We start from the raw sequence: 13,530 nt of genomic DNA, 5'->3' as shown, positions 1-13,530 counted from the left end.
CCACGAAGGAGTACACCACCATGCAGGACGGATCGATCACACGACGTCAGATGATGCAGTGGGGAGCCGCCGGTGCGGGGGCGCTGGCCGTCGCCGGCCTGACCGCGACCGATGCCCGGGCGACGCCGAGGTCAGGTGTGCAGGTCACGGACCTCGGTCCGGGCGTGAACAACTTCTCCCTCGCCGCCGCCATTCCGGTGGGAAACAAGGCGTACATCGCCTCGCGCAACATCGACCCGATGCGCATCATCGGCTTCGACTTCGACACCGCGAAGGTCACCAGTGTCACCGAAGGGCCCGGGATCAGTACGCAGCTGCTCGCCGTCGACCCGGACGGCCGGTATCTGTACGCGGCGGTCCGGGAGTACGACACCGCCCCGGGCCCGGGCTTCATCCGGCTCGATCTCTCCGCGGACGGCGCGCCCAAGGAGGATCTCCACTCGATCCCCGGCCTCGATCCGTACGCGATCACCGTGTCGCCGGACAACAAGGTCTTCTTCGGCGGCCGGGAGTCCCACCCCAAGCTGCGCCAGTACGACCCGGCCACCGGTGAGCTCACGGAGATCGCGATCCCCGATCCGGACGTACCGATGATCCGCTGCCTGCTGGCGACGCAGGACAGGATCTACATCGGTACCGGTGCCTCGCTCGGCGCCACGCCGACGAGCACCAAGGCCGGACTCTTCGTCATGGACCGCGCCACGAAGAAGATCACATCGATCCTGCCGAAGGAGTTCGCGGGTCAGGTGGAGGTCCGGGACGTCGGTCTCTACGACGGCACCCTGTACGTGTGCTCGACCACCGACGCCGGCGCGGCGGTCGCCGTCATGGACGCGGACGACCCGGACCGGTACACCCTCCTGCAGAGTGAGCAGCATTTCCTCCGGCTGCCGCGCAGGCTCGGCGACAAGATGTACTTCAACGGCGCCGCGCTGATCGAACTGACCCTGAGCACAGGTACGTTCCGCGAGATCAAGCCCAAGAACGGCGAATTCGGCGAGATCTGGGGCCTGTGGATCCGCGGCGACAAGGTCATCGTCGTCTCGGCCTTCGGCCTGATCTTCGAAGTCGATCCGAGCACGGGTTCGGACACCTCGTGGGACCTGATCGAGGCGGGCGCCCCCATCGGGCCCCAGCTGGCGATGTCGATAGCCGCCGACACGCACCACGTGTACGTCGGCGGGACGAACGCGGTGGCACGGCACGATCTGCGCACCGGGCAGCAGAGCAGGGTGCTGGCGACGAGCGAGGCCAAGGACATCCTGCTGCGCGGGGGCACCGCCCACTTCGCCCAGTACAACGCGATCGGCCTGCTCGCGTACAACCCGCGCACCGACGACGAGTGGGCCCGCAAGCTGGCCGATCTGCCGCCGGAGCAGAACCGCCCGCACCAGATCGTCTGGGACGACCGGCACCGGCTGATGCTGATCGGGCTGCAGTCCGACTACGCGTCGGGCGGTTCGCTGATGACGTACGACCCGAAGAGCGGCGCCACCACGGTCGCCGTCAATCCGATCGATGACGGCCAGATGGTCCGTGCCGTCGTCGCGCACGACGGTGTGGCCTATCTCGGCGGCCAGAACGTCGCCGCCACCGCCGGCACCCTGGTCGCGTGGGACCCGGTCCGCAGGCGGGAGCTGTGGCGGATGACTCCGCAGTCCGAGCCCACCGGGATCACCGGCCTCACCGTGCTCGGCCATCACCTGTACGTCATGTGCCACAGGGGCGACTTCTTCGTGATCGACCTGCGCACCCGAAAGGTGATCCACTCCGCCGACCACGGCCCGGTGGTGCCGAACTACGGGACGCTGCTCGCCGATCGGGGCTACGTGTACGGGGCGTCCAGCTCGGATTTCGTCCGCTACCACCCCAAGACGTTCGCGCGCACCGACCTGGTGGCGCTCGACGCGGACTGGTACGGCATCCCGCGAGCCGCGGTGGACGAGCGTGGCAGGTTCTACGCCGTCCGGGGACGCAACCTGATCCGGATCGACGTCAGCCGCTGCTGAGCAGCCATGAGGGCGTGAAGGAGTCGCACGGTGGCCGCCGGGGTGCTCGGCCGGCGGTCACCGCGCGTGGGTGTTCGTACCGGAGAGGTCCGCGGTGAACATGCGCGCCAGGACGACACAGGCGGCACCTCGGGCCAGGGCGGGCCGGTCCGCCGAGGTGAACTCCAGGTCGGGGGCAGGGGTGTTCTCGTGGTGGTACTGGCGGCGGAACGCGGCCTCCGCGCGTCTGGCGAGGACAGGGAGGTTCATCTCCTTCGTGAAGGCGGCGACCACGTGTTCGGGACCGAGCATCTTCGACGCGTTCGCCATCGCGGTGCCCAGGGTCTCGGCGGCCTCGGCGATCACCTCGTCGTCGCGTTCCGCCAGGTGCCCGGTGGGTTCGAGGCGTCGTTCGAGTTCGCGCACGATGCCCCAGTGGCTGCTGTAGGTCTCCAGGCAGTTCACCGCGCCGCAGTGGCACGGCCGGTCCGCGGCGCCGCGGTCACCGCCGACGCGGGAGTGGGCGAAGCCTCCGGCCGCGCCGTTCCAGCCCCGGTGGATGCGGCCCTGCACGACCACGGACGCCCCCAGGCTGGGGCCCACGCTGAAGATCAGCAGATCGCGCCCGGCGAGGACGGTGTCGAACAGCAGCAGGCCGGCGGCGACGCAGTTGACGTAGCTGTCGATGACCACGGGGACCTCGAGCGTCTCGCTCAGCATGGCTCGCAACGGCACGCCCTCCCAGCCGAGGGATCCGCTGTGGCGCACCATCCCTCCCGCGTGATCGACCACACCCGAGACGGCGACCCCGACGCCGATGAGCGCTGCGGACCCGTGCCGGGCCGCCGCTGTGCACACCGCTTGCTCGATGGTCTTCGCGACGTCCTGTCGTGCGGTGGTTCCCAGTGGTTCCTGGTGCGAGGCGACCACCTCGCCCCGCAGATTGACCAGCACCACGTAGACCTCGGTACTCGACAGGCGGACGCCGGCGGCAAGGACCGTGTCACCGCCCAGTTCGAGCAGGCGGGCCGGCCGGCCCGCCGCGCCCTGGACCATGTCGGACTCGGTGAGCAGGCCGGACTGCAGGAGCTTGGCGGTGATACCGGTGACGGTGGCGGCGCTCAGACCCGTACGCGTCGCGATCGTCGCCCGCGCCACCGGGCCGTGGGCCCGGACGATGTCGAGGACCAGGGCCTCGTTGATCTCGCGGATCAGGGCTTTGCTCCCGGCGCGTGGCTTCATCGCAGGCGGATCCTTCGGGTCGGCTCGGCACGTGGAGTCTGCATTCTCGCAGGGACGCACTTTAATTCGGTCATTGACAAAAGTAACGCAGCCTGGCTAGTTTCCGCCACATGAGCCAATCGATCGGTGCCGCATCGGCAGGGCGCGGCCACTCTGCCCCGTCCGGCCGGACGCGCATCCTGCTGAGCGTCCCCGCCGCCGAAGCGGGCGCCTTCTTCCCGCCGGACACCAGGCGCGCCCTCGCCGCGCTCGGTGAGGTCCGGGAGATCGAGCCGAAGGACCTGTTGACGCCGGAGTCGTTCCGGGCCGCAGCCGAGGGCGTGCAGATCCTCGTCACCGCCTGGGGCTTCCCACAGCTCGACGCGGCCAGGCTGACCGCCGCGCCCGACCTGCGGTTCGTCATGCACGCGGCTTCCTCGTTGCAGGCGCTGGTGAGCGACGCCTTCTGGGACACCGGTATCCCGGTGTCCCAGGCCGGTGCCGCGATGGCGCCCGCCGTCGCGGAACTCTCCCTCACCTTCACCCTGTCGCTGCTGCGCCGCACTCACCGTCTGGACCACGCCCTGCGGTCCGGTGCCTCCTGGCAGGCAGCCCGTGAGGTCGCGCGCGCACGCGAGATCGGGGGAGCGGTCATCGGCGTCGTCGGGGCCTCGCGCACGGGACGGCGGTACATCGAGGCGTGCCGGGCACTCGGTGCCGACGTCATGGTGTACGACCCGTACGTGGCCGAAACTGATCCCCTCGGCCCCCTCTGTGTCGCACTGCCGGAACTGCTCGCCTCCAGCGACGTCGTAGCCCTGCACGCACCGGCCACCGAGGAGACCCGGGGGCTGATCGGCGCCGCGGAGATCGCCGCGATCCGCGACGGCGGACTGTTCGTCAACACGGCGCGGCCCACGATCGTCGACATGGACGCCCTGTACGACGCGGTCGCCTCGGGCCGGATCGACGCGGCCCTCGACGTGTTCGATGCGGAACCCCTTCCCGGGGGCGACCGGTGGCGTGCCCTGCCCAACGTGCTGCTCACCCCGCACCTGGCCGGAGCCACGGCCGACTCCCGCCGGCGGGCCGGGCGGATCGTGGTCGACGAGGTCCGCAGGCACCTCCGCGGAGAGCCGCTCGTACACGCCCTGAGCCGCGCGGACCTGGAGCGGATGGGATGACCGTGACCACCACGCCGAACCTCCTCGTTCTCCACTGTCACGACCTCGGCCGCTTCCTGGGCGCCTACGAAGTGCCCACCGTGGTGAGCCCGCATCTCGACGCGCTGGCCGCCGAGTCGGTCCTGTTCGAGACGGCCTTCGCCACCGCACCGCACTGCAGCCCCGCCAGGGCCTCCCTGTTCACCGGGACGTATCCGCAGACGAACGGTGTGCTGGGACTGACGCACGACCCCTTCGGCTGGGACCTGAACGACCCGAGCAGCCACCTGGCGCACCGGCTGAGGACGGCCGGATACCGGACCGAACTCGTCGGCGTGCACCACGAATCCCGTGTGCTGCCCGACGAGGTCGTGGCCGCGCGTCTGGGATTCGACCGGGTCCGCACCGGCGGTGACCGCGACGTCGTGGTCGAACGTACGGTGGACGCCCTGGACCGGGCGGCGGCCACGGGCCGGCCCTTCTACCTCCAGGCCGGATTCCACGAACCGCACCGCACCCCGTCGCACGCGGACCGGCCGGGAGTGATGGGCTTCCTCGGCGGGACGGTGCGTCCCGACGACTCACTGGGCCACACGGTCCCGCCGTACCTCCGGGACGACCCGGGCGCCCGCGAGGAGATCGCCGAACTGCAGGGCGCGGTCCGCCACATGGACCAGGGCGTCGGCAGTGTCCTGGCCCGTCTCGACGCGCTCGGGCTGCGCGAGGACACCGTCGTGGTGTTCACCACCGATCACGGCCTGGCCCTGCCCCGTGCCAAGTGCACCCTGTACGACCCCGGCGTGGAGGTCGCGCTGATCATGCGGGTACCCGGGCGTGCCGGATGGTCCGGGCGCCGGGTACCGGACCAGGCCAGTCACGTCGACGTGCTGCCGACCCTGCTGGAACTGCTCGGGCTGCCGTGTCCCGGGGACCTGCCGGGGCACAGCCTCGTCCCGGTGGTGGAGACGGGCGCTCCCACGCGCACGTACACCTTCGGTCAGCTCAACCACCACATCTACTACGACCCCAAGAGGTCGGTGCGGTCCGCCGGCCACAAGCTGATCGTCAACTTCAGCAACGCTCCCCTCGCGATGGACCCCACCCAGTCATGGGTGCACAGGAGCCTGCCGGCCGACCTGCGTGGTCCCTCCGTCGCCTCCAGCACGGCCGTCGAACTGTACGACCTGGCCCAGGACCCGCATGAGACCCGCAACGTGTTCGCCGATCCCGCGTACGGCGCGGTCCTGTCCGAGATGGCCGGTGCCCTGCTGGCCTGGATGAGCGAGACGGGCGACCACCTGCTCACGGCCGAACCGCTGAGCGACCGCCACCGCGAGGCCCTCGCCTTCCTCGCCCGGGCGGCCGCGTCCCCACAGAGCCCTGCCGATCCCGACCGGTCCGGCGTGATCGCCGGCCCGGCCGCCGTCCGAGAACGAGAGAGAGAAACCGCATGAGCAGCACACCGCTCCGTCTCATGGCCATGACCGCCGCCGCGGTGCTGGCGGCCACCGCCACTGCCTGTTCCTCCTCCAGCGCGGACGGGAAGCCGGAGGTCACCGTCTGGATGTACCCGGTGATCAAGGACGAGGTGGCGAGCAAGAAGTTCTGGGAACAGGCGGAGTCGGGCTTCGAGAAGTCGCATCCCGACGTCGACCTGAACATCGAGCTGCAGACGTTCGACAAGCGGGACGCCCAGATATCCGCGGCCCTCGCAGCGGGTTCCGGGCCCGACATCGCGCTGATCACGCCGGATCAGGCGGCCACCTACCGGAGCGTGGAGGGTCTGCTGCCCGTTGACGAGGCCGTGGACGCGGACCGCAAGTCCTTCTACCCCGAGACGCTCAAGGCCGCCACCTTCGACGGCAAGCTCTACGGGGTCCCGCTGTTCCAGAACGTCAACGCCACCGCCTACAACACCAAGATCTTCGCCGACGCCGGTCTCGGCCTGCCCGCCACCTGGGACGACGTTCTCGCCGCCGCCCCCGTGCTGGCCAAGAAGGGGATCGCGGTGATGGATTACGCCGGCAGCCCCGAGCAGACGCTGAACCTCTCCTACTATCCCCTGCTGTGGCAGGCGGGGGGCGCGGTCTTCACGGAGGACGGCAAGGACGTCGCGTTCGACTCCCCGGCCGGTGTCTCGGCCCTGCAGTTCCTGGTTGATCTGAAGAAGGCCGGCGGTCTCCCCGAGGACGCCGCGACCGCGGGCCCCGCCGTGGAGGGCGCGCCGATCGCCAAGGGCAAGGTGGCGATGCGCGCGGTCACCTCGCTGCCCGAGCTGAACCAGATGCGGGCCGCGCTGGGCGAGGACGGCGTACGCCTCGGCCTGCCTCTCCGGAGCGCGGTGCGGGCGACCTACGGCAACCCCGGTCTGCTGGCCCTGACATCGATCAACAAGGACCACAACCGCCAGGCCGCGTACGACGTTCTCGCCTATCTGACGTCCCCGTCGATGCAGACGTCGCTCAACAGGGCGGCGGGCAACTTCCCCACCCGCACCGACGTCAAGGCGCCGGGCAGCGGGCCCGACTTCAAGACCCTGAACGACTCACTCCAGTACGCCAACCCCGGAGAGCCCTCGCCGGTCGCCCGCCAGGTGATGGCGGCCCTCGCCCCGTACATCCAGGCCGCGCTGGGCGGCGACATGTCGGCCGAGGACGCCCTGAAGAAGGCGGCGAAGGAAGCCCGCGACCTGCTGTCCCGCGCCTGACGCACCGAAGCGTCGCGCACCGACGCACCGAAGCGTCACGCACCGAAGCGTCGCGCACCGTCCACGACGTACCGAAAAGGAGGCGCGGCGGCCGCTGTCACCGGGCCGCACGCCACCCGGACCCGGACCCGTACCCTTCCCGCCTGATTGGCCGCCATGTCCGTGCAGACTCTTCCGAGCAAAGCCTCAGACGCCCGACCGTCCCGCCTCCGGACGACGCCCACCGACGCGAACGGCCAGGACGCCCGCCGCCGGCAGCGCCGCCGGGAAGCGGTCACCGGCATCCTCTTCGTCCTGCCGACGCTGGTCATCTTCGGCGTCTTCAAGTTCCTTCCCATCCTGGGCGCGGGGGCCATGAGCCTCACGCGGTACCGCCTCAACGGGGACGTCACCTTCCTCGGCACCGACAACTACACCCGCCTCTTCGATGATCCGCACTTCTGGCAGAGCCTCGGCGCGACCGGTGCGTACGTCGTCCTCTTCGTGCCGCTCATCATCGTCGTGTCCCTGTCGGGCGCGGTGCTGCTCAACAAGCTCGTGCGGTACAGCGGAACCTTCCGTGCCGTGCTCTTCGTGCCGTACCTCAGTTCCTTCGTCATGGCCGGCATCGTCTGGTCGTGGATCTTCGACCTCGACGGTCCGCTCAACGCCGCACTCGACGGCCTCGGTCTCGGCCCGGTCCCCTTCCTCTCCGGTGACCAGTGGCTCGTCCTGGGCAGTCTTGCCCTCGTGTCGGTGTGGAAGGGCTTCGGCTACTCGATGCTCGTCTTCCTCGCCGGCCTCAAGGCCCAGCCGGCCGAGGTGCACGAGGCCGCACGCATCGACGGCGCGAGCAACTGGCAGGCGTTCCGGCACGTCACCCTGCCGCTCCTCAAGCCCGTGCTCTTCTTCGTCCTCGTGATCGAGACGATCGTCGGTTTCCAGGTCTTCGACACCATCTACGTGATGACCGGCGGAGGACCCAACCGGGCCAGCTACAGCCTCATCTACTTCCTGTACGACCAGGGCTTCAAGTTCCTCGACTTCGGCTACGCCGCGGCGGCCGGCATGGTCCTGTTCGCCGTCGTGCTCATCCTCTCCCTCATCCAGCGGCGCTTCGTCGAAGGAAAGGACGCCCAGTGACCACCCTCCCGTCCACCATCCTCGGTAAGGAACGGCGACATTCCGGACGCCGGCGCCGGATCGGCCCGACGCTCGCCCTGACGGTCATCTCTCTGTTCACCGTCGCCCCGTTGCTGGCCGTCGTCGTCCTCGCCCTTTCCCCGGAGGACGCGCCGACGCTGCCGCACGCCATCCCCGACTCGCTGACCCTGGACAACATCACCCGCATCTTCGACGTCGGCGAGTTCCCCCTGTGGCTGTGGAACTCCTTCGTCTACTCCGCAGTGTCGGTGGTGGTCATCCTGCTCACCGCATCGATGGCCGCCTACGCGCTGGTGCGCAAGCGGTTCCCGGGGCGCAACGCCCTGCTGTGGTCAATCGTCGCCACGCTGATGGTGCCGATGCAGGCCACCCTGATCCCGACCTTCATCCTCGTCTCCCGCATGGAGGGCGTGAACACGCTCTGGGGGCTGACGCTGCCCACCCTCGCCAACGCCCAGGCGGTCTTCCTGATCCGCCAGTTCGTCCGCGATCTGCCCGACGAGATCTTCGACGCGGCCCGCATCGACGGTGCCGGTGAGTGGCGCACCTTCGTGCAGATCCTCCTGCCGCTCATCCGTCCGATCCTCGCCACGCTCGCCATCTTCGTCTTCCTGTGGCACTGGAACGACCTGCTGTGGCCCCTGGTCGTGGGCCAGACCGACGAGGCACGCACCCTGACCGTCGGGCTCGCCACCCTGAACACCGAGACCGTGTCGACGGCCGGCATCATGTCCGCGGCCCTGGTCAGCTTCATCCCCTGCCTCGTCATCTTCATGGTGCTGCAGCGGCACATCGTCGCCGGCATCGCGGCCGGAGGGATCAAGGGATGACCGCCGAGCACATGCCGCCCCCGCTGCGCTTCGGACTGGTCGGGGTCGACTCTCCGCACGCGCCCTCCTTCGTCCGTCTGTACGGGGACGGCGTCACGGGCACCGTTCCCGGCGGCACGATCGTCAGTGCCTGGAAGGGCGAGGCGGCGCAGGACTTCCCGCTGAGCCGGGACCGCATCGGAGCCTTCGCCGACGAGGTCACCGGACTCGGCGTCCCCTTGCGGGCGACCCCCGAGGAGGTCGCGGCGGAGTGCGACGCCCTGCTCGTCGTCGCCTCCGACGCCCGCACCCACCCCGGGTACTTCACCCGGCTCGCCCCTTTCGGCAAGCCGGTCTACGTCGACACCCGGTTCGCGCTGACCAGTAGCGAGGCCCGCACCATGACGGCCTCGGCCCGCTCCCACGGCTGCCTTGCGCTGGCCGGTTCGCCGAAGCGGTTCACCCCGGAGTTCCGGAAGGCGCTCGGCTCCGGCGGGGCCGAACGGATCGACCTGACCGGCCCCCTTCCCACCCAGCCCGGTCACCCCACCCTCGCCTGGTACGGAGTGCACCTGGTCGACCTCGCCGTCGCGGCACTCGGCCCGGGCTGCGTCCTTGTCGACGCAACCGCGTGTGACCGGACCACTCTGACCTGGAGCGACGGCCGTACGGCCACGCTGGGAGGGAAGGAGGAATGGTCGCCGCTCACCACGGGCCGCATCACGGGTCCCCACACGATCCGTGACTTCGCCGTCGAGGCGGGACCGCCGATGCTCACCGGCTTGCTCGCCTCCCTCGTGCAGGCCTGCCGAACCGGCACACCCAACGTGCCCGAAGCGGAAGTCCTGTCCATCGTCGCGCTGGTCGAGGCCGCACATCGCAGCCGTACGAGCGGCGCGCCGGTCCGACCGGAGCACTGACCCACCTCCCGCGCCCGCCCCGGGCCTCGTACCTGCTCGAACTCGCCGGAAAGGAAGGTGTCCTCTGATGCCCCAGCCACCCTCGTGCTGTGCCGCCACGCGTGGTGCGACTGCGCCGGTCCGGGCGGCGGCGCCCGGACCGTCCGCAGGCCCGGCGCCCGAACGGACCGGCCACGCCGGGATGGTGCGGCTGGACGGCGGGACGTTCCTCATGGGCAACAGCGCCGGGGACGGGTACGCGGCGGACGGCGAGGGGCCGGTGCGTGAGGTGCTGCTCGACCCGTTCTGGATCGACACCACGACCGTGACGAACGCGGACTTCGCCGCCTTCACCGAGTCAAGCGGCTGGGTCACGCTGGCGGAACGGTTCGGGACGTCCTTCGTCTTCGACGGCCTGCTTCCCGGGCATCTCAGGGCCGCCACCGCCACCGTGCCGGGCACTCCGTGGTGGCGGGAGGTCCCCGGTGCCGACTGGCGTCGGCCCGAGGGGGCAGGGTCGGACATCGCCGGCCGAATGGACCACCCGGTGGTCCACGTCAGCTGGCGCGACGCCCGCGCGTACGCCAGGTGGGCGGGCAGACGCCTGCCCACCGAGGCCGAATGGGAGTACGCCGCACGCGGGGGACTGGTGCAGGCCCGCTACCCCTGGGGCGACGCACGCGAACCGGGCGGCGTCCACCGGATGAACGTGTGGCGGGGAGCGTTCCCCCGCCGCGACACCGGCGCCGGCGGCTACCTCGGCACCGCCCCGGCCGACGCCTACGAACCCAACGGCTACGGCCTCCACAACACGTGCGGCAACGTATGGGAGTGGTGCGCCGACTGGTTCCACCCCACCTGGCACGTCACGGGCCCGAGGAACAACCCGGCCGGACCCGACCGGGCGGAGCGCAAGGTCATGCGCGGTGGCTCCTATCTGTGCCACGAGAGCTACTGCTTCCGGTACCGGGTGGACGCGCGTAGTTCCAACACCCCCGAGAGCAGCGCCGGGAACATCGGCTTCCGCTGTGTGACGTCGGCGGGCGAGCAACGGCCTGAGCGCAACATCAGCGTCTGACCAAGCCGCCGACGGGCTGACCGCCTGCCGCCGCGGGGCCGCCGCCCGGGAGACGAAGGTTCCTGGCCGCCTCGTCGGCGAGCGAGGCGAACGGGCCGGTGCGGGTCTGCCGGGGTGCGTGCTGGGCGGTTGGACTTCCCGTACGACCTGTTGGAGGTTCACCGCGAAGCCGTACGAAATCCTTCCCCGCGCCACCCGGCTTGATTAGCTTCCCGGCTGTACGACAGAACTCGGGAGGATCAACGTGACCACGGACATCTCACGGCGACGGCTCTTCGCGCTCGGCGGCGGTGCGTTCGGTGCTGCGGCGGCGGGGTCGCTGCTGCCGCCTTCGCTGCAGGCCGCGATAGCCGCGCAGCCGGCCCATGCGGCGGGGTCCGGAGGCCGTGACGAGCTCGGAGACATCAAGCACGTGGTGATCCTGATGCAGGAGAACCGTTCCTTCGACCACTACTTCGGGATGCTCCGGGGCGTACGCGGCTTCGGTGACCGCAACGCCGTCGAGCTGCCCTCGGGCAAGCCCGTCTTCGAGCAGCCCGCACCGCTGGGCACGTCCGTTCTGCCGTTCCCGGTGCGCGGCGCCGCCGAGACGCAGCAGAAGGACCTCCAGTACATCGGTGCGCTCGACCACTCCTGGAGCGGCGGCGGCAAGGCGTGGGCCGGTGGGTGGATGAACGGCTGGGTATCCGCGAAGACGGCCGCCACCATGGCGTACTACGACCGCCGTGACATCCCGCTGCACTACGAGCTGGCCGACACCTTCACGGTCTGCGACGCCTACCACTCCTCCATCCACTCCTCGACCAGCCCCAACCGCAACCACCTGTGGAGCGGGAAGACGGGGAACGAGCCGAACGGCAAGCGGGCCGTCGGCAACGACGCGTACGACGAGGGCACCCACCCCGGCTACGACTGGGGCACCTACGCGGAGCGGCTGGAGAAGGCCGGGCACAGCTGGCGCACGTACACCGAGTGGGAGAACTTCACCGACAACCAGATCGAGTTCTTCGCCACCTTCAAGGCCATCGCCCGCAAGGCGCTGGCGACGACCGGCGGGCACACGTACATGGAGTCGTTCTACTCCGCCGTGCGGAACGCGGACGCGGCCGGGCGGGAGCGGCTGCTCAGCCTGCTGGAGGAGGGCGTAGCCACCCTGGACAAGGCCGAACGCCGCCTCTTCGAGCGGGCGTTGCGCCGGGTGGAGACCGGAACACTGGCCGACGAGTTCGCCAAGGACGTGGCGGCGGGCACGCTGCCGGAGGTCTCCTATCTGGTGCCCTCCGCCGTCGACTCGGAGCACCCGAGCGTCTCCTCGCCGATCCACAGCGCGACGATCGTCTACAAGGTCCTGGACGCGCTGGGCAAGCACCCCGACGTGTGGCGGCATACCGCCGTCATCATCAACTACGACGAGAACGACGGCTTCTTCGACCACGTGCCGCCGCCGGTCGCCTCGCCCGAGGTGGCCGAGGAGCAGTGGGAGGGCAAGCCCACCGGTCTCGGCATGCGGGTGCCGATGCTCGTCGTGTCGCCATGGACCGTCGGCGGCTACGTCTGCTCAGAGGTCTTCGACCACACCTCCGTGATCCGCTTCCTGGAGCGCTGGACCGGGGTGAAGGAACCGAACATCGGCGACTGGCGGCGCACCGTCACCGGCGACCTGACCTCCGCTTTCGACTTCTCGCGAGGACGTCGCCGACCCGAGGTGGAGCAGCCGGGCGCCATTCCCCCGTTCAGCGGCCGCTGGTCGCCGAAGCCTCCGCTCGTGCAGCACATGCCGGTGCAGGAGCCGGGCGCACGTCCGGCCCGCGCACTGCCGTACCAGCCGGACGCGCAGGCGAAGGTGGTGGATGGTGCGGTGCGGGTGGCCCTCAGCAACACGGGGCGTTCGTCGGCGCACTTCGCGCTGTATCCGTACGCGGGCGAGTTCCCCGTACCGCAGCACCGGGACGTGAAGGGCGCGGCGCAGTGGACGGTGCCCGTCACCGGCGCGGCGTACCGGTTCACGGTGACGGGGCCGAACGGCTTCCGCCGCGAGTTCGCCGGGTCCGCGAAGGACGGTGCCCCGGCCGAGGTCGCGTCGCGGGTCGACGCCCGTGAGCGCGATCTGCATCTCACGCTGCGCAACACCGGGCGGACGACGCTCACCTTCACCGTACGGCCGCGGGGATATGTCGACGAGGCGGACCTGCGCGACTGGGCCCGGACCGTCAAGGTCAAGCCGGGGCGCAGCCGTACGGTGGTGCACTCGGCGGCCGACGCGCACGGCTGGTACGACCTGGACGTCACCGTCGACGGGGACGACGCCTTCCGGCGCCGGCTGATGGGGCACATCGAGAACGGCCGGGCGAGCGTCTCGGGCTGACCCGGGTCCGGGCGGTGGGCGCCCTCGGCACCGGCGGCCCACCGCTGCCCGGCGTGTGTCCGGGGCAGCGAGAGCGACGAACGCTGCTTCGACGGCCTCCGGATACGCCTTGGGCTTCCCGCGGCCGGCCAGTACCCGGTAGGCGCCGGACGGGTCG

General features: G+C 70.3%; 10 protein-coding genes. 9 read left to right on the top strand and 1 reads right to left on the bottom strand.

The window, feature by feature from the left end; genetic code table 11:
- The first annotated feature begins 20 nt into the window (after positions 1-20).
- On the top strand, positions 21-2,009 hold the full coding sequence (locus OG959_RS04700) for a hypothetical protein (protein ID WP_326656776.1): 1,989 nt from the start codon (positions 21-23) through the stop codon (positions 2,007-2,009).
- A gap of 57 nt (positions 2,010-2,066) precedes the next feature.
- On the opposite strand, the gene OG959_RS04695 is transcribed toward OG959_RS04700, so the two are convergent.
- Entirely contained in the window at positions 2,067-3,230 is a 1,164-nt protein-coding gene (locus OG959_RS04695; RefSeq protein WP_326656774.1) for an ROK family transcriptional regulator, read from the bottom strand.
- A 110-nt stretch (positions 3,231-3,340) separates the two neighbouring features.
- On the opposite strand from OG959_RS04695, the gene OG959_RS04690 reads away from it, so the two are divergent.
- The 8 genes from OG959_RS04690 to OG959_RS04655 all read left to right on the top strand — a co-directional run bounded on the left by OG959_RS04690 (position 3,341) and on the right by OG959_RS04655 (position 13,373).
- Positions 3,341-4,393, top strand: coding sequence for a hydroxyacid dehydrogenase (locus OG959_RS04690; RefSeq protein ID WP_326656773.1), 1,053 nt, complete (start codon positions 3,341-3,343; stop codon positions 4,391-4,393).
- Positions 4,390-5,826, top strand: a complete 1,437-nt coding sequence (locus tag OG959_RS04685; RefSeq protein WP_326656772.1) for a sulfatase family protein — start codon at positions 4,390-4,392, stop codon at positions 5,824-5,826. Before OG959_RS04690 ends, OG959_RS04685 begins: the two co-directional genes overlap by 4 nt.
- The gene (locus OG959_RS04680) at positions 5,823-7,079 is read left to right on the top strand and encodes an extracellular solute-binding protein (RefSeq protein ID WP_326656771.1); all 1,257 of its coding nucleotides are present in this window, start codon (positions 5,823-5,825) and stop codon (positions 7,077-7,079) included. The genes OG959_RS04685 and OG959_RS04680 overlap by 4 nt, the downstream gene beginning before the upstream one ends.
- Positions 7,080-7,235: 156 nt before the next feature.
- On the top strand, positions 7,236-8,201 hold the full coding sequence (locus tag OG959_RS04675; RefSeq protein WP_326656770.1) for a carbohydrate ABC transporter permease: 966 nt from the start codon (positions 7,236-7,238) through the stop codon (positions 8,199-8,201).
- Positions 8,198-9,052: a carbohydrate ABC transporter permease gene (locus tag OG959_RS04670; RefSeq protein ID WP_326656769.1), complete on the top strand. Its 855-nt coding sequence runs from the start codon at positions 8,198-8,200 to the stop codon at positions 9,050-9,052. Before OG959_RS04675 ends, OG959_RS04670 begins: the two co-directional genes overlap by 4 nt.
- Complete coding sequence (locus OG959_RS04665) at positions 9,049-9,951, top strand: hypothetical protein (protein ID WP_326656768.1); 903 nt, start codon at positions 9,049-9,051, stop codon at positions 9,949-9,951. Before OG959_RS04670 ends, OG959_RS04665 begins: the two co-directional genes overlap by 4 nt.
- Positions 9,952-10,018: 67 nt before the next feature.
- On the top strand, positions 10,019-11,008 hold the full coding sequence (locus OG959_RS04660) for a formylglycine-generating enzyme family protein (RefSeq protein ID WP_326656766.1): 990 nt from the start codon (positions 10,019-10,021) through the stop codon (positions 11,006-11,008).
- Positions 11,009-11,252: 244 nt separating this feature from the next.
- A complete protein-coding gene (locus tag OG959_RS04655) occupies positions 11,253-13,373 on the top strand; it encodes a phosphocholine-specific phospholipase C (protein ID WP_326656764.1) in 2,121 nt (706 codons plus the stop codon).
- The last annotated feature ends 157 nt before the right edge of the window (positions 13,374-13,530 follow it).

The sequence above is a fragment of the Streptomyces sp. NBC_00385 genome, assembly GCF_035917155.1.
GTDB classification, from domain to species: Bacteria; Actinomycetota; Actinomycetes; order Streptomycetales; family Streptomycetaceae; genus Streptomyces; species Streptomyces poriferorum.
Note: the sequence above shows the minus strand (reverse complement) of the source record. Positions and strands in the feature narration are given on the sequence as shown.